Source organism: Streptomyces massasporeus (genome assembly GCF_014648995.1).
GTDB lineage: Bacteria > Actinomycetota > Actinomycetes > Streptomycetales > Streptomycetaceae > Streptomyces > Streptomyces massasporeus.
This window is the reverse complement of record NZ_BMSE01000013.1, coordinates 56166-80265: the sequence shown is the minus strand read 5'-3', so window position 1 is coordinate 80265 and position 24100 is coordinate 56166. Positions and strand designations below refer to the sequence as shown.

The window sequence follows — 24100 nt, the reverse complement described above, 5'->3', positions numbered from 1 at the left end:
GATCGCACATGTCCGAGTCCCACTCCGAGAAGGACCTGCAGCGGGAAATCACCGAGCTGCAGGGCAAGTCGGCGACCGCCGCGCGGCTGTTCGACATCCGGCGGATCATCGGCGGGCTGTTCGTGGTCTACGGCGTCATCGTCACGCTCGCGGGGCTGACGGCGTCCGACGCGGACATCGACAAGGCGGCGGGCGTCAACATCAACCTCTGGACCGGGTTGGGGATGCTCCTGCTGGGTCTGTTCTTCCTGGCCTGGCTCAAGCTGAGGCCGGCGGCCCCGGCCCCTCCGGGGGTTGAGCCGGAGAACGACGAGCGGGTGGAGTAGCGCTGCGCGTCGGTGCCGGGGCCGGGTGGGTCCGCAGCCCGGCGTAGCGGGGTGCCGCTGCGCCCACCCTCCCCCAAGCTCTCGGCTCCGCTCGAGCAGGGGGGGACCCCCATCGCCCCCAGCGGCACGCATGCCCGCAGCTAAGCGGACCCGCACCCGCCGTCGTGCGCAAGGGGCCGTGTCGGGGGGTGTCCGCCCGCAGCGGTTGGCGCGTCAACGGACAGTGAGTCGGTACCCGACCTCATCGCGCCGTTCCGAGGACGGACACCCCCCGGCGCGGCCCCGACCCACCCCCAACGCCAAGGCGCAGGCGCGCACCCCCACTCACCTCACAGCTCTCGCTGCACCGCGCCCGCCCGGTCCAGCAACCCCGTCCGCGCCGCCAGCGCCGCCGCCTCCAACCGGGACCCCACGCCCAGTTTCATCAGCACCCGCTGGACATGCGTACGCGCCGTCGACGGTGCGATGCCCATGCCCGCCGCGATCAGGCGGGTGTCCTCGCCGTCGGCTACACGGACCAGGACCTCCACCTCCCGCGGCGTGAGCATCTGGAGCAACCGCTGGCCCTCGTCGTCCGGTTGGGCCGCCGGGTTGAGCAACTCACTGAACGCCCCCTGCAGCAGTTGCGGCGCCACCGCCGCCTCCCCCGACCGCGCCTTCATGATCGCCCGCTCGACACCCTCTATGCGCTCATCGTGCCGGACGTACCCCGATGCCCCCGCCGCGAACGCCGCCGCGATGCCCCGAGGGCTCGGCACCGGTCCCAGCACCAGCACCGCCACCTGCGGCCGCTCCCGCTTGATCTGCACCACCGGGTCGAAGATCCCCGGCTCCGCCGGCGTCGCCGTCCCCAGCAGGCACACCTCCGGCGCCCGCGTGATCACCAGCTCCGCCGCCCCCGCGGCCGGCGCCGCCGCGGCCAGCACCCGGTGCCCCCGCAGCTTCAACGCCGAAGCCAACGCCTCGGCCAGCAATCGGTGGTCGTCGACCACCATGAGCCGCACTCCCATCGAGCAACCCCCCAGTCACCCCAGCCCCCCATGGAAGCCCCCCGGCTCCCCCGCCTTCATGCCCCCGGAAGCTACACGCTTGTTCGACGTTGCGCTCCCCCTACCGGCGAGAATCGCCCCGGATCGCCGAAATTCCTCTCATTCCAGGTTGACCGCGCCAAACAGCTGTGACCCCGCCCCTGAACAGGGACGGGGCCACAGCAGCCACCAGTCGATCAAGAACCGGTCAGTACCCGATCAGACCCCGGTCGGAGCCCGATCAGGGCCCGGTCAGCTCGTACCGAAGCCGACCGCCAGATACTCCTTCTCCCGCACCGTCGACCGCTTGCTCGCGTACACCTTGGACATGTACAGGTGCCCCTCGGCGTACAGGAACTCGGAGTACTCCGGCGACATGCTGGTCTCCACGTCGCGGACCGACTCCGTCGAGGGATTCTGCAGCAGCGTCGTCTGCTTGAAGCTGCCCCCGGCGATGCTCACGATCTGTCCGCCCTTGTCGTAGGGGGGACGCTTGTACGCGATCAGGTTGCCGCCGTCCATGCGCAGCGGCGAGATCGTGTAGCCGTCGCCCGCGTCGGCCCGCTGCCCGGTCTGCTTGCCGGTGGCGAGGTCGAAGGCGACGATCTCGTTGGTCTGGCTGTACTTGCCGGTGCCGTCGTGCTCCTCGGTCGGCAGGTACAGCCGGTCGTTGCCGACGGCCAGCAGGTTGCAGGCCTCGACGCGGGTGATGCCCTCGCAGCGGGCCGCGAACTGCTCGCCCGGCGCGGAGATCCGCGTGCGCAGCTTGCCGGTCTTGCTGTCGATGGAGAAGAAGTCGGAGATGCCGCTGCCGTCGCCCGCGGAGTCGCCGACGTCGGCGGCCACGACCAGCGGGTTGGTCGACACGATGCTGGCGTACTCGATGCCCTCGGTCATCTTGTACTCCGAGATCACCTTCCCGGACTTCGGGTCGATGGTCTGGATGTGCAGCTGCCGCTGGTCGTACGAGCCGCACTTGCGCACCGCGACCAGCTTCTCGCCACCGCCGTACCCGGCGTCGTAGCAGGAGTCGGTCGGCTTCGGGCTCCACAGGAGCTTGCCGGAGACGTCGAAGGCGGCGCCGCCACTGGTGCTGCCGACGGCGACGGTCTTCCCGCTGAGCGTGATGTTGTCGAAGTTGATCAGCTGGTCACCGGTCTTGACGGTCTTCGTCCACAGCTTCTTGCCGGCGTCGAGGTCGATGAGCGCGATCTCGCTGCACCCGTGCGAGGGGTCGGCCTTGGTGGGCATCGCCGGCTGGTAGAGGATCGCCGTCAGGTTGTCGTCGGTGACGTGGCGGCTGGCCTGGCAGACCGGGCCGGCCAGCGGGAGCTTCCACAGCTCGCTGCCCTTGTCGCGGTCGTAGCCGACGATCTGGGCGATGCCGCTCTTGACGTACGCCTTGTCGGTGAGCCACGAGCCGGAGACGACGACCGTGCTGTCGTTCTTCACCTCGGGCGCCGGGACCTGGAAGAGGACCTTGGCGCTGGGGTCGGACGGCGCCTTCTCCTTGCCGGAGGTGGTGCCGCCCTTGCCGTCGTCGGTGCCGCCGGTGCCGCCGGTGCCGCCGCTCACGCCGGCGGTGTCGTTCTCCCTGCCCTCGTCCTTGCCCGACGAGGCGTACAAGACACCGCCGCCGATGATCAGGGCGATCGCCACGACCGCGGCGACGATGATCGCCAACTGCGCGTTGAACTTCTTGCCGCCGCCCGGCTGTCCGGCCTGCGGCTGGTGCGGCATGGCCTGCTGCGGATAGCCGTAACCGGGCTGCTGACCGTAGCCGGGCTGCTGACCGTAACCCGGCTGCCCATAGCCCGGCTGCCCGTAAGGCGCCTGCTGCGGCTGCCCGTACGCCCCCGGCTGCTGACCGGGGTAACCGTAGCCGGGCGGGCCCTGCGGGGCCTGCGGAGGCTGGGGCGCCGGAGCCCCCTGCGGATACCCGTACCCCTGCGGAGGCGTGGGCGGGGTCTGCGGCGCGGCCGGCGGAGGCGTCTGCGGAGCCTGGGGCGTCTGCGGAGCCTGCGGCGCCTGGGGGTAGCCGTACCCCGGCTCAGGGGCCTTGCCGAGGTTCGGCCCGGCCGCGGGCGGCGGGGTCTGCGGCGGCTGGTCCTGGGGCGGCTGGTCCTGGGGCGGCCCGAAGCCGCCCCCCTGCGGGGGCTGCTGGGGCGGCGGGGGCGGCGGCTGGGTCATGGCGTGGGTACCTCGGGGAAGGGGACGGACGACAGGGCGGGTTCGGAAGGAGAAGGAGGAGGAAGAGTCACTTGCCGTAGGCGAGCATCAACTTCTCCTTCGAGTCGTCGTTCCCGCTCAGCCGGGTCGTCGAGAGGTAGAAGCGCCCGTCGACCCAGTCGATGTCCTTGGAGAAGAAGCTGTCCTCGATGTCCGCGGCACCCTCGGGGTTCTGCAGCAGCTTGGACGGCTTGTGGCTGCCGCCGCCGGTCGGGATGGACACGATCTGCCCGCCCGCGTCGTACGACGGCTGCACATAGGCGATGAGCTTTCCGCCCTCGGTCTTCACCGGCAGCATCGACTCGTCGGAGGGCGACTTCACGCGCCACTTCTCCTTGCCGTTGGCGAGGTCGACCGCGACGATCTCGTTGGCGCCGGTGGTGGCCTCGGTCGGCAGGTACAGCGTGGTGTCGTCGACGGCGACGCCCTGGCAGCCCGTGAGGTTGCGCTCGAGGATGGCCCAGCCGCACTCGGGGGCGAAGTCCTCGTCGAAGCCGACCTGCGAGCGGAACTTGCCGCCGGAGGTGAAGGTGGAGATGTTCCAGGCCTTCTTGTCCTCGTTGGTGCTGTACACGACCAGCGGGCTCACCGAGTAGGTGCGCGCGACCCGCCAGCCCTTGTCGAACGGCTGGGTCCACCTGGCCTTGCCGGTCTTCGGGTCGAGCTCCTGGATCTCGTCGTGCTCCTTGTCGGAGCCCGCGCCGCAGGAGGAGACGGCGATCAGCTTCTCGCCACCGGCGAACGCGGCGGGGAAGCAGGCGTTGCCGTACTTCTTCTTGTCGAAGAGCTTGTCGCCGTTGGTGACGTCGTACGCCGTGCCGGACTGGGAGCGGCCCACCATCAGCGTCTTGCCGGTGATGGACAGTTCGACGGAGAGCGTGGAGTCGAACAGGGCGCCGTCGGCGACCTGCTCCTTCCAGCCCTTCTCGCCGGTGACGAGGTCGATCTCCTGGAGCTGGTTGCACTTGGCGCGGTCGCTGCTGCCGCTCATGTACGCGACGACGATCTTGTCGTCGGACGTCTTCTGCGGAGTCGTCGCGCAGATCTTCTGCGGGAAGGTGATCGCGTCCCAGGAGGGCTTGCCGTCCCCGACGTTGTACGCGGACAGCTGCTTGTAGGCCGCCTTCACCGCGGTCTTGTCGGTGATCCACATGCCGTCGGCGTCGGCGCCGGAACCGGGGGCGTCGGGTGCCTCCTTGTACCAGAGGACCTTGGCCTCGCCGGCCTGGCGGCCCGCGTTGAGGTCCTCCGGGTCCTCGCCGCCGTCGCCGCTGCCGTCACCGGGGTTGACCGGGGCGGAGGAGCCGGGCTTGGCGTCGTCGGTCTTCTGGGCGACGGGCTTCTTCTTGCCCTTGCCGTCGTCGCCGCCGGTGACGGCCCACACGGTGCCGCCGACCACGAGCAGCGCGGCGACCGCGGCACCGATGATCATGGCGGGCTTGCCCTTGAAGGGGTTGTTCGAGCCGCCCCCGGGCGGGGTGCCGGGCGCGCCGGGGTACTGCGGCTGCTGCGGGTAGCCGTAACCGGGCTGGCCGTACGGCCCCGGCTGCTGCGGCTGGCCGTAGGGGCCGGGGTTGTACGGCCCCGGCTGTCCCGGCTGCCCGTACGGACCGGGCTGCTGCGGAGGCTGCTGCGGGTATCCGTACCCCGGCTGCGGCGGGCCCTGTGGGGGCGGCGGCGTCTGGGGCGGGCCCTGGGGCGGCGGCGGGGTCTGCGGCGCCCCGTAACCACCGCCCTGCGGCGGCTGGTTCTGCGGTGCTCCGAAGCCACCGTGCGGCGGCTGACTGGGCGGCTGAGTCATCAGCGGCTCCCCCGTTCGATCACTGATTTTTAGCCACGCCCTGAGATACGAAATGGGCTCAGAGTCGCTTCATAAAGTTCTAAGACGACTCTTTGTATCACCAGGTTCCGACAGCGACCGGGCCGTATCACCCCCTGTTCCCAAGGGAGGACCGGCCCGTGATGCCGTCGTTATGCGTCTTCACGCACCCTTCACGCGTCCTCGGCGAGTTCCAGCCAGCGCATCTCGAGCTCCTCGCGCTGACCGGCCAACTCCCGCAGCTCGGCATCCAGTTCGGCCACCTTCGCGAAGTCCGTGGCGTTTTCGGCGATGTGGGCGTGGAGCTTGGTCTCCTTCTCGGAGACCTTGTCGAGCTGCCGCTCGATCTTCTGGAGCTCCTTCTTGGCGGCGCGCTGGTCTGCGGCGCTCTTCTCCGGGGCGGCGGTCTGCGACACGGCGGCGGGGGCCGAGGCGGCCGCCGCCTCCTCCATGCGCTGCCGCCGCTCCAGGTACTCGTCGATGCCGCGCGGCAGCATCCTGAGGGCGCCGTCGCCGAGCAGGGCGAACACCCGGTCGGTGGTGCGCTCGATGAAGAACCGGTCGTGGGAGATGACGATCATGGAGCCGGGCCAGCCGTCGAGCACGTCCTCCAGCTGGTTCAGCGTCTCGATGTCGAGGTCGTTGGTGGGCTCGTCGAGGAAGAGGACGTTGGGCTCGTCCATGAGCAGGCGCAGCAGCTGGAGCCGGCGGCGCTCACCGCCGGACAGGTCGCCGACGGGCGTCCACTGCTTCTCCTTGGTGAAGCCGAACGTCTCGCACAGCTGCCCGGCGGTCATCTCGCGCCCCTTGCCGAGGTCGACACGCTCGCGCACCTGCTGCACGGCCTCCAGCACGCGCGTGGCCGGGTTGAGTTCGGCCACCTCCTGGGAGAGGTAGGCCAGCTTCACCGTCTTGCCGACGCGGACGCGTCCGCCGACGGGCTGGGTCTCTCCCTCGGACCTGGCGGCCTCGGCCATGGCCCGCAGCAGGGACGTCTTGCCGGCGCCGTTGACGCCGACGAGGCCGATCCGGTCGCCGGGTCCGAGCTGCCAGGTGACGTGCTTGAGGAGGACCTTGGGGCCCGCCTGGACGGTGATGTCCTCCAGGTCGAACACGGTCTTGCCCAGCCGGGTCGACGCGAACTTCATCAGCTCGCTGCTGTCCCGGGGCGGCGGCACGTCCGCGATGAGTTCGTTGGCGGCCTCGACGCGGAAGCGCGGCTTGGACGTACGGGCGGGCGCCCCGCGGCGCAGCCAGGCCAGCTCCTTGCGGACCAGGTTCTGCCGCTTGGCCTCCTCGGTGGCGGCGATGCGCTCGCGCTCGGCCCGGGCGAAGACGTAGTCGGAGTAGCCGCCCTCGTACTCGTAGACGTCGCCGCGCTGGACGTCCCACATGCGCGTGCACACCTGGTCGAGGAACCACCGGTCGTGGGTGACGCACACCAGTGCCGACCTGCGGGTCTGCAGATGCCGGGCGAGCCAGGCGATGCCCTCGACGTCGAGGTGGTTGGTGGGCTCGTCCAGGACGAGCAGGTCCTGGTCCTCGATGAGCAGCTTGGCCAGGGCGATCCGGCGCCGCTCACCGCCGGAGAGCGGGCCGATGACGGTGTCCAGTCCCTTGGGGAACCCCGGCAGGTCGAGTCCGCCGAACAGGCCGGTCAGCACGTCCCTGACCTTGGCGTCGCCGGCCCACTCGTGGTCGGCCATGTCGCCGATGACCTCGTGGCGGACGGTGGCCTCGGGGTCGAGGGAGTCGTGCTGGGTGAGTACGCCCAGGCGCAGCCCGCCGGAGTGCGTGACGCGGCCCGTGTCGGCGCTCTCCTGCCGGGCGAGCATGCGGATGAGCGTGGTCTTGCCGTCGCCGTTGCGGCCGACGACACCGATGCGGTCCCCTTCGGAGACGCCGAGGGAAACGCCGTCGAGCAGGGCGCGGGTGCCGTACACCTTGCTGACGTTCTCGACATTGACCAGGTTGACGGCCATTACTCTCCTGCCAAGGGGGATGGATCGACCCCCAGGGTAGTCGCGCGCAGGGGTGCTCCGGCCGGGGCGTTCAGGAGCCGTCGGCGTCCTCCCGGCGGCGCTGGTAGCGCCACACGTCCATCAGCCTCTCGTCGAACGGCTGATCCGGGTCGCGGGGACCGATCCGGTGCTCGGCCTCCACGCAGCGCGGATCGTCGCGGTAGGCCAGGCCGGACACGGCGTCGATGCGGATCTCCTGACGCTCGTCACGGGTGAGGGCGACCAGGGTGTCCCCCACCTCGGGCTCGCTTCCCCGGTAGTGCCCGAGCCAGCGGCACGCGGCCTCGCGCACGCCTGGGTCCTCGTCACCGGCCAGGGTGAGCACCATGGCGAGGCTCTCGGGGCGGACCTGGGAGCGGCCGTCCTCGGAGCGCTCCAGGGTGTCCGGCACCTGGGCGCGCACCCTCGGGTCCGGGTGGGTGAGGTGCGACAGTCCCACGGCCTCGATCTCGGGGGCGCTGTCGTGGGTCATCGCGTTCAGGAGGGCGGCCAGTACCTCCGGGTCCTCCTCCTGTTCGGCCCAGGGCACCAGCTCCCTGCCCCGCTCCCAGAACGGATCACCCCCCTTGAGGGGGTCGCCGAGGATCAGGAACAGCAGGATCTCCGCCGCGAGCAGGCGGTGCAGCCGGTCGGGGTGGTTGAGGAGGTCCCGGGTCCACTGCCAGGTCTCCTCGTCCAGCCGGCGGCCGAGGGTGGACACCACGTCCGACCAGACGACGTGGTCCCGGTCGGGGTGGGCGAGGGCGCGGTCCACCAGCTCGTCGAAGGGCGTACGGATCCCGTAGCCCTGTTCCATGGAGGTGAGGATCGCCCCGTGCTCGTCGCGCACGGTCGTTCCGCCGAGCGTGAGCTGCTCGCACCACCAGCCGATCTCGTCGTCCACGACCCTGATCCGCTCGATGGGCCCGGTGAGGCCTGTGATGCGGCGCAGTTCGGCCTCCGCACCCGCCTCGGCCCACCGTCGGGCCCGGGCCAGCATGTCCGCGCGCGCCGGTGCCGGGAGCGGGATCCGGCTGGTGGCGAGCGCGTGGGTCAGGAGGTGTGCCCCGCCGTCCACGGCCCGCGTCAGCGGCGTGCTCCCGTCGGGCAGCGGGTGAAGGGCGTCGGCACCGCCTTCGAGCAGGGCCTCGACGACGGGTGTGTCGTACGCCGCCACGGCCAGGCAGAGGACCGGCAGGCCATCCGCGAGGGTGTCGGGGTCGGCCCCGTCCTCCAGCAGGGCCCGGACCTCGTCCGGGTCCGAGCGCCGCACGGCCTCGACCAGTCGCTCCACGCCAGTGCTCCCCCTCGTCGACGACCCGGGGGAGCCTAGACACCCGGCGGCTGCCGGGGCACGTGATTAACCGGCGGCCGCCACCGTGGCCCCGGGCGCCGGGCCCGACGCCGTGCGGACCGTCCGGCAGGTCCCGGACGCCAGCAGGGCCTGCGCCACCGCGGCAGCCGACTCCGGGTCGCGGACCAGGAAGGCCGTGGTCGGGCCGGAGCCGGAGACGAGTGCGGTCAGGGCGCCCGCGGCCCGGCCCGCGGCCAGGGTGCCGGCGAGTTCCGGGAAGAGGGAGAGGGCGGCGGGCTGGAGGTCGTTGGAGACGGCCGCGGCGAGCGCGTCCGGGTCACCCTTGGCGAGGGCGGCGAGGAGCTCCCCGGAGGCGACGGGGTCGGGGATGTCCGTGCCCTCGCCGAGCCGGTCGAACTCGCGGAAGACCGCCGGAGTGGACAGGCCCCGTCCGGCCATCGCGAACACCCACTGGAAGGTGCCGCCGACCTCCAGGGGCGTCAGCTGCTCGCCCCGCCCGATGCCGAGGGCGGCGCCGCCGACCAGGCTGAACGGCACGTCGCTGCCCAGCTCGGCGCAGATCTCCAGGAGTTCGTCGCGGGAGGCGCCGGTCCCCCACAACGCGTCGCAGGCCACCAGGGCGCCGGCGCCGTCCGCGCTGCCGCCCGCCATGCCGCCGGCGACGGGGATGTCCTTGGCGATGTGGAGGTGCACGTCGGGGCTGCGGCCGTGGCGTTCGGCGAGCGCTTCGGCGGCCCGCGCGGCCAGGTTCGTACGGTCCAGGGGGACCTGGTCGGCGTCCGGGCCCTCGCAGGTGACGCGGAGCTCGTCGGCCGGGGTGACGGTGATCTCGTCGTAGAGGCCGACCGCGAGGAAGACGTTGGCGAGGTCGTGGAAGCCGTCGGTGCGGGCGGCGCCGACCGCCAGCTGGACATTGACCTTGGCCGGGACGCGGACCGTGACGCTCACGCGGTCTCCTTCTCCTGGTGCCGGTTCGCCTTGTGCTCGGCGATCCGCGCGAACTCTTCCACGGTCAGCGACTCGCCCCGGGCCTGCGGCGAGACCCCGGCGGCGACGAGGGCCTCCTCGGCCGCGGCGGCGGATCCGGCCCAGCCGGAGAGGGCGGCCCGCAGCGTCTTGCGGCGCTGGGCGAACGCCGCGTCGACGACGGCGAACACCTCGCGCTTGGCGGCGGTCGTCTTCAGCGGCTCGCTCCGGCGGACCAGGGAGACCAGGCCGCTGTCGACGTTGGGCGCCGGCCAGAACACGTTCCGGCCGATGGAACCGGCGCGCTTGACCTCGGCGTACCAGTTGGCCTTGACCGAGGGGACGCCGTAGACCTTGGAGCCGGGCGGGGCGGCGAGCCGGTCGGCGACCTCCGCCTGGACCATGACGAGGGTGCGCTCGATGGTCGGGAAGGTGTCGAGCATGTGCAGCAGCACCGGGACGGCCACGTTGTAGGGCAGGTTGGCGACCAGCGCGGTCGGGGCGGGGCCCGGCAGCTCGGTGACGTGCATGGCGTCCGAGTGGACCAGGGCGAACCGGTCAGCGCGCTCGGGCATGCGGGCCGTGACGGTCGCGGGCAGCGCGCCGGCCAGCACGTCGTCGATCTCCACCGCCGTGACCCGGTCGGCGGCCTCCAGCAGCGCGAGGGTGAGCGAGCCGAGGCCCGGGCCGACCTCGACGACCACGTCGCCGGGGCGGACCTGCGCGGTGCGGACGATACGGCGGACGGTGTTCGCGTCGATCACGAAGTTCTGTCCGCGTTGCTTGGTCGGGCGCACGCCGAGGGCTGCCGCGAGCTCGCGGATGTCGGCGGGGCCCAGGAGGGCGTCGGGCGTGGGGCTGCTGGTCACGGGGACAAGGGTACGGGGGGTTCTGCAGGGCCCGGTTTCCTGATTGCTCGGCGCTGGTGCCGGGCCGGGGCGTTGCGCAGTCCGGCGCCGCGGGGTGCCGCTCTCTGTGGGACGGGGCCGCCCTTCGCGGCACGATTGCCCGCAGCCGGGTTGTCATCCGTGCAAGCGGCCGCCGCAGTGGGGCCATGGGCTTGCGCCCCGTCGCACATACAGCTTCTTCGCCCGGTATGTCTGCTCCGCCGCGGGTGCGTCCTGGGGGCGTCCGCTGCCGCCGAGGGCCTGCCAGGTCCGGGTGTCGAACTGGTAGAGGCCGCCGTAGGTGCCCGAGGAGTCGACCGCGTCGGGCCGGCCGCCGGATTCGCAGGCCGCGAGGCCCTGCCAGTCGAGGTGGTCGGCGCCCTGCACCGAGGCCGGGCGCTGCCTGGTGCCGACCTTCACCACCTGGGGACGTGGTTCGCGCACCACCTCGGACTTGATGCGGCGCGGCTTCTGCCGGACGCCGTTGACCGTGCGCAGGGCGAAGGTGACCCGGCGCAGGCCGGGTTCGCCCGCCCGCTCCACGACCTCCGTGCCCCGCAACAGCGTCGGGTCCTCCGTCCGCCGCACCTGGAAGGGGATCGGCTCCTCGCGGACCTCCTTGCCGCCGGTGATCCGCAGCACGGTCACGGTCTGCCCGTCGCGCGGGAAGCTGCCCTGCGGGACCGAGGTGGCGTCCTGGCCGTGCAGGGTGATCCCGGCCTCCTCGACGGCCTCCCGTACGGTCGCCGCGTTGGTGCGTACCGTGCGGGCGCGGCCGTCCGCCATGATCGTGACCGTGCGCTCGGTCCGCACGTCCAGCGCGAGCCCCTCGCGCCCGATGCGCCGGGAGCGCGAGGTGGAGAGGTACGCGCCCTCCTGCCGTACGCCGAGCTGCCGCAGCGCGCCCTCCACCGTGTGGGCGGTCGTCCACACCTGACGGCGGTGTCCGTCGAGGGTGAGCCGCACGGGGCGGGCGTAGTGGACGGCGACCTCGTCGCCGCTGCTGATCTCCGTGCCGGGCCCGGGCGCCACGACGTCGTGGGCGCCGATCTCGACGCCCTCCTCCGTCAGCAGCTCGGTGACGTCGTCGGCGAAGGTGTGCAGCGTGCGGGTCTCGCCGTCGACGTTCAGCTCGATCGCCTTGTCCTTGGCGACGAACGCCGTGGTGCCGCCCGCGAGGAAGGCGACGACCAGGGCCTGCGGGAGCAGCCGTCGCATGGGGCTGTCGGGGCGCTCGGCGTAGCGCGCCTTGCGCCGGCGCGCGGACCTGCGGTGCGAGCCGTTGCGCGCCGCGGCACGCGACCCGGCGCGCGCACCCGTGCCCGGGTCGGTGTACCCCGCGAACCCGGACCCGGGCTCGTCGTCCGGCCCGCCCTGCCGGGGGAGGCCGGGCAGGGTCGGCACCTCGTAGTCGGGCAGAGTCGGCGCCTCATGGGCGGGCCGGGTCCGCACCTCGTAGGAGGGCAGGGTCGGTGCCTCATAGGCGGGCCGGTAGGTGTCCTCGTAGCCGCCGGGGGCCCCGGGTGTCCCGAGGGCGAGCGTCTCGGCGCTGTGCAGATCGGCCGGTGGCGCACCGAAACCGCCGTACACCGGGTCGGCGTAGGCCGGGCCATACGTCTCGTACGTCTCGTACCGCGCGTTGCTCACGCCGCTCCAGGGGCCGGAGGGGTCCAGAGGGGTCCGGATCGGGCCCCCAGAACCTAGCGGAGCGGTCGTCACTCTCCAAAGCGACGCGACTACGCACAGTCGTGCGGTGAGGTCGGCGGCGGGGGGTCAGTACCCGAACGCGCGTGCCGTGTTGGCGCCGAGGGCCGTGGCCAGCGTGTCCTCGTCGACGCCGCGCACCTCGGCCATGGCCCGCACGGTGATCGGCACGAGGTACGGGGCGTTGGGCCGGCCGCGGTAGGGCGCCGGGGTGAGGAAGGGCGCGTCCGTCTCCACGAGGAGGAGTTCCGGTGGGGCCACCGCCACCGCGTCCCGCAGGTTCTGGGCGTTCTTGAAGGTGACGTTGCCGGCGAAGGACATGAAGTAGCCCGCGCTCGCGCAGATCCGCGCCATCTCGGCGTCGCCGGAGTAGCAGTGGAAGACGGTCCGCTCGGGGGCGCCCTCCTCCTTCAGCACGCGCAGGACGTCGGTGTGGGCCTCGCGGTCGTGGATGACCAGGGCCTTGCCGTGCCGCTTGGCGATCTCGATGTGGGCGCGGAACGACAGCTCCTGCGCGTCCTTGCCCTCGGGCCCGGTGCGGAAGTAGTCGAGGCCCGTCTCACCGACGCCCTTGACCTGGGGCAACGCGGCGAGCCGGTCGATCTCGGCGAGCGCGTCGTCCAGGGCCGCCGGGCCGCCGGGCTCGCGGGCGCCCTGCCGCGACCAGCCGTCGGGGTCGCCGTGCACGATCCGGGGCGCCTCGTTCGGGTGCAGGGCGACCGTCGCGTGGACGGCGTCGTGCGCGGCGGCCGTCTCCGCGGCCCACCGCGATCCCTTGATGTCGCAGCCGACCTGCACGACCGTCGTCACTCCGACCGACGCCGCCTTCACCAGCGCCTCCTCGACCGTGCCGGACTGCATGTCCAGGTGTGTGTGGGAGTCGGCGACCGGCACCCGGAGGGGCTCCGGGAGGGGCGGGGCCGCGTTCTTGTCCTGGCGGCCGTTGTCGTTCGAAGGCATGCCCCGATCCTACGAAAGGGGTCTGCGAGAGGGGCACGCCCTCCCCGATGGGGGAGGACCGGGGAGGGCGTCGGACAAGGGAAGCCGGACGGGTCAGCTCGCCTTGCGCTGGAAGGGGTGCAGCAGGTCGGACAGGTGCCAGTGGTGGTGCTCGCGCTGCTCCTGGTCGGCCGTCGCCCCGGACTCCGCGTCCGCGGTGGGCGCCTCCACCGGCCCACCGGGCGGTGGCACGCGGGAGGGCCGGTGCGCCGCGTCACGCGCCGAGGCGACCCGCCCGGGCCGCATGATCCGCACGACGTGACTGTCGCAGTTGTGGCACTCGGGCTTGCTCAGCGGGGAGGGCACCACCTTGCCGTCCGCGACGTAGAGGACGAACTCGTGACCCGCGGCGTCCGTGTGGTGCTCTATCTCGTACGACTGCTCCCAGCCGTGCCCGCACCTCATGCAGGCGAAGGAGTAGGACTCGTTGACGACTGCGGTCGCACCGGCGCGGAGCCCGGTCTGCCCTGCGATCTCACTCATGCCAGCTCCTGTTGGTCCGCTGTGGCGTGAGGACGATGCCGTCCCCGCAACCCAGTGGACTCCTCGGCCGGACCGATGGCAGCAGACCTGTCGACTGTTGGCCCCGATTTGGGCGTCCCTTGCCCCTGCGCCCCTTGCGCTTTGCCCACGCATGGGGCGCACGCTCAAACGACATGCGCCCTGCTCAGAGGGTGTTCAGCGCCCCTTCAGGGGCGCGGGGAACTGTGCGATCAACCACACACAACGCGCACCCCGCCAAGCACTCCGGCCCCCACCCCGAACCCGGCTCACACCCCGGCGTTCTTCGCAGCGACCACCGCATCGAACACAACCCTCTTCGGCACCCCGGCCTCCACCGCCACCGCGGCGATCGCCTCCTTGCGCCGCTCCCCCGCTTCCTCCCGCACCCGCACCCGCCGCACCAGCTCCTCCGGCCCGACCTCCTCGGGCCCCTTCTCCGGCGCGCCCTCCACGACGACCGTGATCTCCCCGCGCACGCCCTCGGCCGCCCACTCGGCCAGCTCCCCGAGCCCGCCCCGCCGTACTTCCTCGTACGTCTTGGTCAGCTCCCGGCACACCGCGGCCCGCCGCTCCGCCCCGAACACCTCGGCCATCGCCGACAGCGTGTCGTCGAGCCGGTGGGGCGCCTCGAAGTAGACGAGCGTGCGCCGCTCGTCGGCGGCCTCCCGCAGCCGGCCCAGCCGCTCCCCCGCCTTGCGCGGCAGGAACCCCTCGAAGCAGAACCGGTCGACGGGCAGCCCCGACAGCGCGAGCGCGGTGAGCACCGCGGACGGGCCTGGCACGGCGGTGACCCGCACGTCCCGCTCGACCGCGGCGGCGACCAGCCGGTACCCCGGGTCGGACACCGACGGCATCCCCGCGTCGGTCACCAGCAGCACCCGCGCGCCGCCGACCAGCTCGTCGACCAGCTCCGGCGTCCGGGCGGACTCGTTGCCCTCGAAGTACGACACCACCCGGCCCTTGGGCGTGACGCCGAGCGCCTGGGTCAGCCGGCGCAGCCGCCGCGTGTCCTCGGCGGCGATCACATCGGCTCCGGCCAGTTCCTCGGCGAGCCGGGGCGGGGCGTCCGCGATGTCGCCGATGGGGGTGCCTGCGAGTACGAGGGTTCCGATCACGCTCCCATCCTCCCAGGGGCGGGGGGTGCGGACTCCTCCCAGGGGCGGAGGATGCGGACGCATACCGGCCATGCACGGGACTCACACAGAACGGTTCCCTACGATGGCGCGGTGACCAGTACCGCGTCCTCCACGGACACCCGGCAGGGCCAGGCGCCGCTCGACCAGCGGCCGTCCTGGCAGCAGCGGCTGCGCCGCTTCGGCTACCAGGGGCAGCCCAGAAGCGCCGCCGGCGACGTCCGTGACCGCCTGGTGCCGCCGTACACCGAGCCCTCCCCGCGCCTGTGGGCGGCGCTCGGCGTCCCGCACCCTCTCGCGCTGCGGCTGGTGCGCTGGTCGGGCTGGATCGGCCCGCTGCTGGTCACGCTGCTGGCGGGTGTGCTGCGGTTCTGGAACCTGGGCAGCCCCAGGGCGGTGATATTCGACGAGACGTACTACGCCAAGGACGCGTGGGCGCTGGTCCACCGCGGGTTCGAGCTCAACTGGGACAAGAACGCCAACGACCTGGTCCTGTCCTCGGGCGGGCACGTCACGCTTCCGACGGACGCGGCGTACGTGGTGCACCCGCCGGTCGGCAAGTACGTCATCGGGCTCGGCGAGCTGATGTTCGGGTTCGATCCGTTCGGCTGGCGGTTCATGACGGCGCTGCTCGGCACGCTGTCGGTGCTGCTGCTGTGCCGGATCGGCCGCCGCCTGTTCCGCTCCACCTTCCTGGGGTGTCTCGCGGGCGCGCTGATGGCGGTGGACGGACTGCACTTCGTGATGAGCCGGACGGCGCTGCTCGACGGCGTGCTGATGTTCTTCGTGCTGGCCGCGTTCGGCTGTCTGCTGGTCGACCGGGACAGGGCCCGCGCGAAACTCGCCGCCGCACTGCCGCTGGACGAGGACGGCCGGGCCCGGCCCGACCGGCACACGGCGGAGACGGCCCGCCTGGGATGGCGCCCCTGGCGCTGGGCGACGGGCCTGATGCTGGGCCTGGCCATCGGCACGAAGTGGAACGGCCTCTACATCCTGGCCGCGTTCTGCCTGATGGCGGTGTTGTGGGACGTCGGTTCGCGCCGGGTCGCCGGCGCCCGTCACCCGTACGCGGCGGTCCTCAAGCGCGACACGGGCCTCGCGTTCCTCGCCACGGTCCCGGTCGCCCTGCTCACCTACGTCCTGGCCTGGACCGGCTGGATCCTCTCCGCGACGAACGGCTCCGGCGGCTACTTCCGCAACTGGGCCGCGACCAGCGGCAAGGGCGGCAGCTGGACGTTCCTGCCCGACTGGCTGCGCAGCCTGTGGCACTACGAACACCAGGTGTACGAGTTCCACGTCGGCCTGTCCTCGCCGCACACGTACCAGTCCAACCCGTGGAGCTGGCTCGTCCTCGGCCGCCCCGTCTCGTACTTCTACGAGTCCCCGGCCCCCGGCAAGGACGGCTGCCCCGCCGACGCGGGCGAGAAGTGCGCCCGCGAGGTCCTCGCCCTCGGCACGCCGATGCTGTGGTGGGTCGCCTGCTTCGCGGTCCTCTACGTCCTGTGGCGCTGGTTCTTCCGCCGCGACTGGCGCGCGGGCGCCATCGCCTGCGGCATCGCGGCCGGCTACCTCCCCTGGTTCATGTACCAGGAGCGCACGATCTTCTTCTTCTACGCCGTCGTCTTCCTGCCGTTCCTGTGCCTGGCGGTGGCGATGCTCCTCGGCGCGATCATCGGCCCACCCCGCTCCACGGACACCCGCCGCGTCGCAGGCGCCACCGCCGCGGGCGTCCTGGTCCTCCTGATCACCTGGAACTTCATCTACTTCTGGCCCCTGTACACCGGCCAGGCGATCCCGATCGACGACTGGCGGTCGCGGATGTGGCTGGATACATGGGTCTAGCCGGGCACACGCGCCGTGACGGTCCCGCAGGGTGCCGGGCCGTCACGGTCGTGTCCGGCCGTCAGTGGCCGGCGCCGGGCCTCTTCGGACGGCCCGGTTTCTCGTCCTCGTCCAGCAACTCCCGGCAGACCTCCGTGAAGTCGTGGAGTCGGTCGACCGCCAGCAGGCTCGCACCGGCGGCCTCGCGCAGAGCCCGGTCGCGACCGACGCGAGGGCTTTCCTCGAGCAGCCAGCCGATATTGATCTTCCAGCCCAGGACCTCGCTGTGGGCTTCATCTGCAGCCTCGGCCGCCTGCGCGGGCCCCTCGAGCTGTACCAGGACGTACGCCTCCTCCAGGGCCGCTTGAGCCTTCACGAGCACCTTGTAGGACTCAGCGGCCTCAGGCGTGTTGTCCCGGGCGGCCTGGTGCGCCGCCTCCGCCACCGCAATGGCCTGGGAGGCTCTGCTGATGAACTGGCTGTAGGCGTCGCGCCGGACCTGGCGCCGCCACTGTGCGCGCTGGGTCTGCTCCTGCGCTCGCCCTGTCATCCGGGCGGCGCCGAGTGTGCCGACGATGCCGATCAATCCGCCCGCTATGGCTCCTGCGAGCCCGGCAATTCCTTGATCCACATCAGGCATTGTCTGCCATGGAAGTGAGCGCGCTCAGGCCCGGGCTCACCTCTGGGCCTGAGCCCTGTTCGGTCAAAAATCGAAACGCCCGTCCCGTTAGTAACCGCTTACGCATAGAGTGCTCCCGGGATTCGAGCTTTCTGAACGCGTTCAACGGGACGCGGAAGGCTCAACGGGGAGGGGACCGCCCTATGAGCAAGGGGGTCAAAGCCGCCGTCATAGGCGGGGTGTTCGCGGTGATGGTGGGTGGGGCCGGGTACGGCGCCTACAACATCGTGAGCGCCTTGAACGGTGACGGGGGCGGCGCGGCCGGGGTCGCCTCGGAGAAGCGGACGGGGCCGCCCGGCGAGGACGAGGTCAAGGAGACCACCGCCAAGTTCTTCGCGGCCTGGCAGACGGGAGCGGCCGCGGAGGCTGCGTCGTACACCAACAACGACACGGCCGCCGAGCAGCTGCTCGGCGCCTTCGCCGACGACGCGCACATCACCGACGTGAAGATCACGCCCGGTGCGGCCCGGGACACCACCGTGCCGTACACGGTGAAGGCGAAGGTGGCCTACGACGGGAAGTCCGAGCCGCTGAGCTACAAGAGCGAGCTGAAGGTCGTGCGCGGGCTGACCACGGGACGGGCGCTGGTCGACTGGCAGCCGTCCGTCGTGCATCCGGAGCTGAAGAAGGACGACACCCTCGTCACCGAGCAGTCGGCCACCCCGCCCATCGAGGCCGTGGGCCGCGACGGCACCGAGCTGACGAAGGAGAAGTACCCCTCCCTCGGCCCGGTCCTGGACGCCCTGCGCGACAAGTACGGCGAGAAGGCCGGCGGCAGCCCGGGCATCGAGCTGGTCATCCGGCACGACGGCGACGGCGCTCCCGACACCCCGCTGCTCACCCTCGCCAAGGGCAAGCCGGGCAAGCTCACCACCACCATCAGCCCGAGCGCGCAGGCGGCGGCCGAGAAGGCGGTCAAGCGGTTCGCCCAGTCGTCGGTGGTGGCCGTCAAGCCCAGCACCGGCGAGGTGCTGGCCGTGGCCAACAACCGTACGGACGGCTTCAACGCGGCCTTCGAGGGTCAGGCGGCACCCGGCTCCACCATGAAGATCATCACCGCCGCGATGCTCATCGACAACGGCGTGACCTCGATGAACGGCCCGGCCCCCTGCCCCGACACCGCCGTGTGGCAGAGCCAGACCTTCAAGAACCTCACGAACATGAAGCCCAACGAGAACGCCACGCTCGCGAACAGCTTCATGCGGTCCTGCAACACCGCCTTCATCAAGCTCATCGACGAGAAGCCGCTCACGGACGCCTCGCTGACCCAGGAGGCCGAGGAGCGCTTCGGTCTGGGGCAGGACAACTGGAAGACCGGCATCGTGTCGTTCGACGGCAGCGTCCCCGCGGTCGACGGGCCGGACCGGGCGGCGGGCGCCATCGGGCAGGGCCAGGTCCAGATGAGCCCGCTGAACATGGCCTCGGTCACCTCGACCGCGATCACCGGCGCCTTCCGCCAGCCCTACCTGGTCTCGCCGAAGCTGGACGGCCGGGAGCTGGCCCAGGCCCGCGGTCTGCGGTCGAGCACCGCCGCCCAGCTCAAGCAGATGATGCGGCTCACCGCCACGCAGGGCACCGCCATGCAGGCCATGGCCGGACTCGGCGGCGACATCGGCGCCAAGACCGGTTCCGCCGAGGTGGACGGCAACGCCAAGTCCAACAGCTGGTTCACCGGGTTCCGGGGCGACATCGCGGCGGCGGCCATGACCGAGGAGGGCGGCCACGGCGGCGACGCGGCCGGGCCGATTGTCGCAGCCGTGCTACGAACAGGTGGCTGATCTCACCTTCGAGGGCCGGGACTCTAGGGTGGTGGCCGTCGTTGGGACAGCTGAGGGCAACGGGGACCCTGGGGATTCGCGGAGGAACGAACAGCAGTGGGCAACAGAAGGCGCGTCGCCGAGCGACGGAAGACGAGACCCGCCGTGATCGGCGGGATGATCGCCGTGGTCGTCGTGGGTGCCGGGGCCGGGGCCTACGCGCTGTACGGCGGCGGCGCCGCTGCCGACGACGGAACGCGGGCGTCGGACGGGAAGCCCGAGGTGAAGACCGGCCCGCTGTCGCGGGCCGAAGTCACCACCACCGCCCGCGCCTTCCTCACCGCCTGGCAGTCCGGAAAGGTCCCCCGGGCCGCCGCGGTCACCGACGACCCCTCCGCGGCCCGGCCGCTGCTCACCGGCTACACCAAGGACGCCCACATCAAGGACGTCACCCTCACCCCGGGCAGTCCCACCGGCGACAAGGTGCCGTTCTCCGTCAAGGGCACGGTGTCCTACAAGGGCACCGACAAGCCGCTGACCTACGACAGCGCGCTGACCGTCACGCGCCGCACCACCGACGGAAAGCCCCTGGTCGACTGGCACTCCGCGGTCGTCCACCCGGACCTGAAGGACGGCGACGAGCTGGTCACCGGCGAGGCGGGGACGCCTCCGGTCAAGGCCCTCGACCGGGACGGCGGCGAGCTGACCAAGGCCGAGTACGCCTCGATCGGCCCGATCCTGGACGGACTGCGCGAGAAGTACGGCAAGAAGGCGGGTGGCAAGGCCGGCATCGAGCTCCGGGTCGTGCGCGGCAAGGCCGCCAAGGCCAAGGACCTCTCCGACAAGACCCTGCTGGAGCTGAGCAAGGGCACGCCCGGCACGGTGAAGACCACGCTGGACCCGGCCCTCCAGGCGGCTGCCGAGAAGCAGGTCGGGAAGAAGGCGCGCTCGTCGGTGGTCCTGCTGCGCGTGTCGACCGGCGAGATCCTGGCCGCCGCCAACGCCTCCCCCGGCTTCAACACCGCCTTCCAGGGCTCCCTGGCTCCCGGCTCCACGATGAAGGTCATCACCTCGTCGCTGCTGCTGGAGAAGGGCCTGGCCTCGGCGGACAAGAAGCACCCGTGCCCGAAGTACTTCACGTACGGCCACTGGAAGTTCCAGAACGACGACAAGTTCGAGATCAAGAACGGCACCTTCAAGGCGAGCTTCGCCCGCTCCTGCAACACGGCCTTCATCAGCCAGGCGCCGAAGCTGAAGGACGACGACCTCACCAAGGAGGCCCAGCAGGTCTACGGCCTGGGGCTGAACAACTGGGCCATCGGTGTGCCGACCTTCGACGGCGCCGTGCCGGTGCAGTCGGCGGCCCAGATGGGCGCCTCGCTGATCGGGCAGGGCGGGGTCCGCATGAACCCGCTGAACATGGCGTCGGTGTCGGCGACGGTCAAGTCCGGCACCTTCCACCAGCCCTACCTGGTCTCCCCGGACGTGGACGGACGCAAGCTGGCGAAGGCCGCGCGCACGATGCCGGCGAGCACCCTGTCCCAGCTGCGTGAGCTGATGTCGTACACGGCCGCGTACGGCACGGCGGCGGAGGCGATGGCGGGGGTCGGCGGCGATGTCGGCGCGAAGACCGGGTCCGCCGAGGTCGACGGGCAGAAGAAGCCGAACGGCTGGTTCACGGCCTACCGGGGCGACCTGGCCGCCGCGGGCGTCGTCCAGCAGGGCGGGCACGGCGGCTCGACGGCCGGCCCGATCGTGGCGGCGCTGCTGAAGATGGGCGGCTGACCCTCGGGTTCAGTGGGTCCCGGGCTCAGTGCGTCACGGGTTCCGCGGCGGCCATGTACGTCCGCCGCAGGAACCGCAGCAGCGCCTGCCGCTCGAACTGCACCACCGACACGCCCTGCGCGGAGTGGAACTCGACGACGACCTGCACCCGGCCGCACGGCCACACCCGCACCTCGCCGCTCCCGGTGGGGGCCCGCAGCCCCTCCTCCAGCAGATCGCGGCCGAAGATCCACTCATGTCCCCCGCTGCCGGGCAGGGTCATCCGTACCGAACGGGGATCATGGTCGGGGTCGTACCGCAGGGTGACCGGAACCGCCTCCAGCTCGTCCACGAGCGGCACGGCCGCGTCCGAGACGATGTGGGCTCGCGCGTACTGCTCGACTACGGACATCGGACGGCCCCTTCACCGTGCGCAATACGAGTGGAAACTCTCCGTCCACTCTTCCTCCAATGTCGCATATTTTCCGTATTGCGCCGCTTGGGGTTGATATATCACGGGTGAGATAAAACGAGCATCACGCTCTTGCAAACCATTCGCATCAAGCCACATCATCGAACGGTGCATGTACCTGACGGATTCATCAACGCGCCCACCTCAGCCGCCACCGGCGTGATCGCCGCGGGCGCCGTCGCCGTGAGCCTGCGCGGCGCACGCCGCGAACTCGACGAGCGCACGGCGCCGCTGGCCGGACTGGTCGCGGCGTTCATCTTCGCCGTGCAGATGCTGAACTTCCCCGTCGCGGCGGGCACCAGCGGCCATCTGCTCGGCGGCGCGCTGGCGGCGATACTCGTGGGCCCCTACACCGGGGTCCTGTGCGTCTCCGTCGTCCTGCTGATGCAGGGCATCCTGTTCGCGGACGGCGGTCTGACCGCGCTCGGCGTCAACATCACCAACATGGCGATCGTCACGACCGTCGTCGCGTACGCCCTCTTCCGCGGCCTGGTGAAGGTGCTGCCCCGCACCCGCCGGTCGGTGACGGTGGCCTCCTTCGTCGCGGCCCTGGTCTCCGTCCCGGCCGCCGCGCTGGCCTTCACGCTGATGTACGCGATCGGCGGCACCACCGACGTCTCCATCGGCAAGGTCGCCACCGCCATGATCGGCGTGCACGTCCTCATCGGCATCGGCGAGGCGGTGATCACCGCCCTCACCGTCGGCGCGGTCATCGCCGTACGCCCGGACCTGGTGTACGGGGCGCGCGGACTGACGCAGAAGCTCAAGCTGCGGGTCAACGGCGAGCTGGTCGACGCTCCCGGCGCCGAGCCCGAGCCCGCGCCGGTGGCCGCCCGGACCTCGCACCGCAAGGTGTGGGCGGCCGGCCTGGTCACCTCCCTGGTCCTGGCCGGATTCGTCAGTTTCTACGCCTCGGCGAACCCTGACGGGCTGGAGAAGGTCGCGACCGACCACGGCATCGACAAGAAGGCCGAGGAGCACGCGGTCGCCGACTCCCCGCTCGCCGACTACGGCGTCAAGGACGTCGACGACGCCCGCCTGTCCGGGGGGCTCGCGGGCGTCATCGGCGTGGGCGTCACGGTCGTCGCGGGCACCGGCGTGTTCTGGGCCGTGCGCCGCCGCCGTACGGACGACGCCTCCCCGTCGGACACGACCAGCGTGACGAGCGTCTGACATGGGGGCCGGGCACGCGCACAAGCTGTACCGGCACGGGCACTCGCCCGTGCACGGCCTGCCGCCGCACACCAAGCTCGCGGCCGTGTTCGCCTTCGTGGTGGTCGTGGTGTCGACGCCGCGCGAGGCGATGTGGGCGTTCGGGCTGTACGCCGTGCTGCTCGGGGCCGTCGCCTGCGTCGCGCGCGTGCCCGCCGCCTTCCTGCTCCGGCGGCTGCTGATCGAGGTGCCGTTCGTCGCGTTCGCGGTGCTCATGCCGTTCGTGGCGGAGGGCGAGCGGGTCGACGTCCTCGGCCTGTCGCTCAGCGTGAACGGCCTGTGGGGTGCCTGGAACGTGCTCGCCAAGGGCACGCTCGGCGTCGCGGCCTCGGTGCTGCTGGCCGCCACGACCGAGCTGCGCGAACTGCTCCTCGGCCTCCAGCGCCTCAAGCTCCCGCCGCTCCTCGTGCAGATCGCGTCCTTCATGATCCGCTACGGCGACGTCATCACGGACGAGATGCGGCGCATGCGGATCGCGCGGGAGTCGCGCGGCTTCGAGGCGAAGGGCGTCAGGCACTGGGGCGTGCTCGCCAAGTCGGCCGGCGCGCTGTTCATCCGCTCCTACGAGCGCGGCGAGCGCGTGCACCTGGCCATGGTCAGCCGCGGGTACGCCGGTTCCATGCCGGTCATCGACGAGGTGACCGCGTCCCGGGCGCAGTGGTCGTACGCCCTCGCCCTCCCCTGCGCCGCTCTGCTCGTCTGTCTGCTGGGATGGTCCCTGTGACTGCTTCTCTGGAGGTCTCCGGCCTCGCCTTCGCCTACCCCGACGGACACCAGGCCCTCTTCGGCGTCGACTTCTCGGTAGCGCGCGGTGAGCGGGTCGCGCTGCTCGGGCCGAACGGCGCCGGCAAGACGACCCTCGTGCTGCACCTCAACGGCATCCTGACCGGCGGCGCCGGCACGGTGAAGGTCGCCGGGCTGCCCGTGGACAAGCGGAACATGGCCGAGGTCCGGCGCCGGGTCGGCATCGTGTTCCAGGACCCGGACGACCAGCTGTTCATGCCGACGGTCCGGGAGGACGTGGCGTTCGGGCCCGCGGCGGCCGGGCTGAAGGGGCCCGAGCTGGAGGAGCGCGTGGACCGGGCGCTGGAGCGGGTCGGCATGGCGGAGTTCAAGGACCGCCCGCCGCACCACCTGTCCTTCGGGCAGCGCCGCCGGGTGGCCGTCGCGACGGTGCTGGCGATGGAGCCGGAGATCCTCGTCCTGGACGAGCCCTCCTCCAACCTCGACCCCGCCTCCCGCCGCGAACTGGCGGACATCCTGCGGTCCCTGGACGTGACCGTGCTGATGGTCACGCACGACCTGCCCTACGCGCTGGAGCTGTGCCCGCGTTCCCTGATCCTCAGCGACGGGGTGATCGCGGCCGACGGGCCGACCGGCGAGCTGCTCTCCGACGAGGAGCTGATGCGGGCCCATCGCCTGGAGCTGCCGTTCGGTTTCGATCCGCGTTCCGTCCCGGCGGCCGCGGCCCGTCCGTGACAATGG

20 protein-coding genes are annotated in these 24100 nt (G+C 71.7%); 7 read left to right on the top strand and 13 right to left on the bottom strand.

Annotated elements, in window-relative coordinates:
* Nucleotides 1–8 precede the first annotated feature (8 nt).
* Nucleotides 9–326: a hypothetical protein gene (locus tag IE153_RS26130; RefSeq protein WP_189592262.1), complete on the top strand. Its 318-nt coding sequence runs from the start codon at nt 9–11 to the stop codon at nt 324–326.
* Nucleotides 327–655: 329 nt separating this feature from the next.
* Here IE153_RS26130 and IE153_RS26125 read toward each other — a convergent pair whose 3' ends face one another.
* The 11 genes from IE153_RS26125 to rsmI all read right to left on the bottom strand — a co-directional run bounded on the left by IE153_RS26125 (nt 656) and on the right by rsmI (nt 14892).
* Nucleotides 656–1336 carry a helix-turn-helix transcriptional regulator gene (locus IE153_RS26125; protein WP_189592261.1) on the bottom strand — a complete coding sequence of 227 codons (681 nt, stop codon included), beginning with the start codon at nt 1334–1336 and terminating at the stop codon, nt 656–658.
* 270 nt (nt 1337–1606) lie between these two features.
* Nucleotides 1607–3544, bottom strand: a complete 1938-nt coding sequence (locus IE153_RS26120) for an outer membrane protein assembly factor BamB family protein (RefSeq protein ID WP_189592260.1) — start codon at nt 3542–3544, stop codon at nt 1607–1609.
* A 67-nt stretch (nt 3545–3611) separates the two neighbouring features.
* Nucleotides 3612–5384 (bottom strand): outer membrane protein assembly factor BamB family protein, encoded by a 1773-nt coding sequence (locus IE153_RS26115; protein ID WP_189592259.1) that lies wholly within the window; start codon nt 5382–5384, stop codon nt 3612–3614.
* 191 nt (nt 5385–5575) lie between these two features.
* Nucleotides 5576–7384 (bottom strand): ABC-F family ATP-binding cassette domain-containing protein, encoded by a 1809-nt coding sequence (locus IE153_RS26110; RefSeq protein ID WP_189592258.1) that lies wholly within the window; start codon nt 7382–7384, stop codon nt 5576–5578.
* 70 nt (nt 7385–7454) lie between these two features.
* Complete coding sequence (locus IE153_RS26105; RefSeq protein ID WP_189592257.1) at nt 7455–8696, bottom strand: HEAT repeat domain-containing protein; 1242 nt, start codon at nt 8694–8696, stop codon at nt 7455–7457.
* Between the two features lie 66 nt (nt 8697–8762).
* Complete coding sequence (locus tag IE153_RS26100) at nt 8763–9665, bottom strand: 4-(cytidine 5'-diphospho)-2-C-methyl-D-erythritol kinase (RefSeq protein WP_189592256.1); 903 nt, start codon at nt 9663–9665, stop codon at nt 8763–8765.
* The gene (gene rsmA / locus IE153_RS26095; protein WP_189592255.1) at nt 9662–10552 is read right to left on the bottom strand and encodes a 16S rRNA (adenine(1518)-N(6)/adenine(1519)-N(6))-dimethyltransferase RsmA; all 891 of its coding nucleotides are present in this window, start codon (nt 10550–10552) and stop codon (nt 9662–9664) included. The genes IE153_RS26100 and rsmA overlap by 4 nt, the downstream gene beginning before the upstream one ends.
* A gap of 153 nt (nt 10553–10705) precedes the next feature.
* Nucleotides 10706–12217, bottom strand: a complete 1512-nt coding sequence (locus IE153_RS26090) for a resuscitation-promoting factor (RefSeq protein ID WP_189592254.1) — start codon at nt 12215–12217, stop codon at nt 10706–10708.
* 126 nt (nt 12218–12343) lie between these two features.
* A complete protein-coding gene (locus tag IE153_RS26085; protein WP_189592253.1) occupies nt 12344–13234 on the bottom strand; it encodes a TatD family hydrolase in 891 nt (296 codons plus the stop codon).
* 93 nt (nt 13235–13327) lie between these two features.
* Complete coding sequence (locus IE153_RS26080; protein WP_189592252.1) at nt 13328–13756, bottom strand: hypothetical protein; 429 nt, start codon at nt 13754–13756, stop codon at nt 13328–13330.
* 287 nt (nt 13757–14043) lie between these two features.
* The gene (gene rsmI / locus IE153_RS26075; RefSeq protein WP_189592251.1) at nt 14044–14892 is read right to left on the bottom strand and encodes a 16S rRNA (cytidine(1402)-2'-O)-methyltransferase; all 849 of its coding nucleotides are present in this window, start codon (nt 14890–14892) and stop codon (nt 14044–14046) included.
* A gap of 111 nt (nt 14893–15003) precedes the next feature.
* Here rsmI and IE153_RS26070 point away from each other — a divergent pair, with 111 nt between their 5' ends.
* A complete protein-coding gene (locus IE153_RS26070) occupies nt 15004–16752 on the top strand; it encodes a dolichyl-phosphate-mannose--protein mannosyltransferase (RefSeq protein ID WP_189592250.1) in 1749 nt (582 codons plus the stop codon).
* Nucleotides 16753–16813: 61 nt separating this feature from the next.
* On the opposite strand, the gene IE153_RS26065 is transcribed toward IE153_RS26070, so the two are convergent.
* Nucleotides 16814–17371 (bottom strand): hypothetical protein, encoded by a 558-nt coding sequence (locus IE153_RS26065; RefSeq protein ID WP_189592249.1) that lies wholly within the window; start codon nt 17369–17371, stop codon nt 16814–16816.
* Between the two features lie 182 nt (nt 17372–17553).
* On the opposite strand from IE153_RS26065, the gene IE153_RS26060 reads away from it, so the two are divergent.
* Together IE153_RS26060 and IE153_RS26055 are read left to right on the top strand one after the other, a co-directional pair.
* Nucleotides 17554–19188 (top strand): penicillin-binding transpeptidase domain-containing protein, encoded by a 1635-nt coding sequence (locus IE153_RS26060; RefSeq protein WP_189592248.1) that lies wholly within the window; start codon nt 17554–17556, stop codon nt 19186–19188.
* A gap of 96 nt (nt 19189–19284) precedes the next feature.
* Complete coding sequence (locus IE153_RS26055) at nt 19285–20952, top strand: penicillin-binding transpeptidase domain-containing protein (RefSeq protein WP_189592247.1); 1668 nt, start codon at nt 19285–19287, stop codon at nt 20950–20952.
* A 25-nt stretch (nt 20953–20977) separates the two neighbouring features.
* On the opposite strand, the gene IE153_RS26050 is transcribed toward IE153_RS26055, so the two are convergent.
* Entirely contained in the window at nt 20978–21343 is a 366-nt protein-coding gene (locus IE153_RS26050) for an SsgA family sporulation/cell division regulator (protein ID WP_189592246.1), read from the bottom strand.
* Nucleotides 21344–21511: 168 nt separating this feature from the next.
* Here IE153_RS26050 and IE153_RS26045 point away from each other — a divergent pair, with 168 nt between their 5' ends.
* From IE153_RS26045 to IE153_RS26035, 3 genes are read left to right on the top strand one after another with little or no spacing between them, the layout of a single operon-like run.
* Nucleotides 21512–22576, top strand: a complete 1065-nt coding sequence (locus IE153_RS26045) for an energy-coupling factor ABC transporter permease (protein WP_189592245.1) — start codon at nt 21512–21514, stop codon at nt 22574–22576.
* A 1-nt stretch (nt 22577) separates the two neighbouring features.
* A complete protein-coding gene (gene cbiQ, locus IE153_RS26040) occupies nt 22578–23339 on the top strand; it encodes a cobalt ECF transporter T component CbiQ (protein WP_189592244.1) in 762 nt (253 codons plus the stop codon).
* Nucleotides 23327–24094, top strand: coding sequence for an energy-coupling factor ABC transporter ATP-binding protein (locus IE153_RS26035; RefSeq protein ID WP_189592243.1), 768 nt, complete (start codon nt 23327–23329; stop codon nt 24092–24094). Before cbiQ ends, IE153_RS26035 begins: the two co-directional genes overlap by 13 nt.
* Nucleotides 24095–24100: the final 6 nt, after the last annotated feature.

Excerpts from the sequence above, each read along its gene's own strand:
- IE153_RS26120 (WP_189592260.1), bottom strand. The coding sequence starts at position 3,544 with ATGACCCAGCCGCCGCCCCCGCCGCCCCAGCAGCCCCCGCAGGGGGGC.
- IE153_RS26115 (WP_189592259.1), bottom strand. The coding sequence starts at position 5,384 with ATGACTCAGCCGCCCAGTCAGCCGCCGCACGGTGGCTTCGGAGCACCG.
- cbiQ (WP_189592244.1), top strand. The coding sequence starts at position 22,578 with ATGGGGGCCGGGCACGCGCACAAGCTGTACCGGCACGGGCACTCGCCC.
- IE153_RS26050 (WP_189592246.1), bottom strand. The coding sequence starts at position 21,343 with ATGTCCGTAGTCGAGCAGTACGCGCGAGCCCACATCGTCTCGGACGCG.
- IE153_RS26085 (WP_189592253.1), bottom strand. The coding sequence starts at position 13,234 with ATGCCTTCGAACGACAACGGCCGCCAGGACAAGAACGCGGCCCCGCCC.
- IE153_RS26060 (WP_189592248.1), top strand. The coding sequence starts at position 17,554 with ATGAGCAAGGGGGTCAAAGCCGCCGTCATAGGCGGGGTGTTCGCGGTG.
- IE153_RS26035 (WP_189592243.1), top strand. The coding sequence starts at position 23,327 with ATGGTCCCTGTGACTGCTTCTCTGGAGGTCTCCGGCCTCGCCTTCGCC.
- IE153_RS26110 (WP_189592258.1), bottom strand. The coding sequence starts at position 7,384 with ATGGCCGTCAACCTGGTCAATGTCGAGAACGTCAGCAAGGTGTACGGC.
- IE153_RS26125 (WP_189592261.1), bottom strand. The coding sequence starts at position 1,336 with ATGGGAGTGCGGCTCATGGTGGTCGACGACCACCGATTGCTGGCCGAG.
- IE153_RS26080 (WP_189592252.1), bottom strand. The coding sequence starts at position 13,756 with ATGAGTGAGATCGCAGGGCAGACCGGGCTCCGCGCCGGTGCGACCGCA.
- IE153_RS26065 (WP_189592249.1), bottom strand. The coding sequence starts at position 17,371 with ATGCCTGATGTGGATCAAGGAATTGCCGGGCTCGCAGGAGCCATAGCG.
- IE153_RS26130 (WP_189592262.1), top strand. The coding sequence starts at position 9 with ATGTCCGAGTCCCACTCCGAGAAGGACCTGCAGCGGGAAATCACCGAG.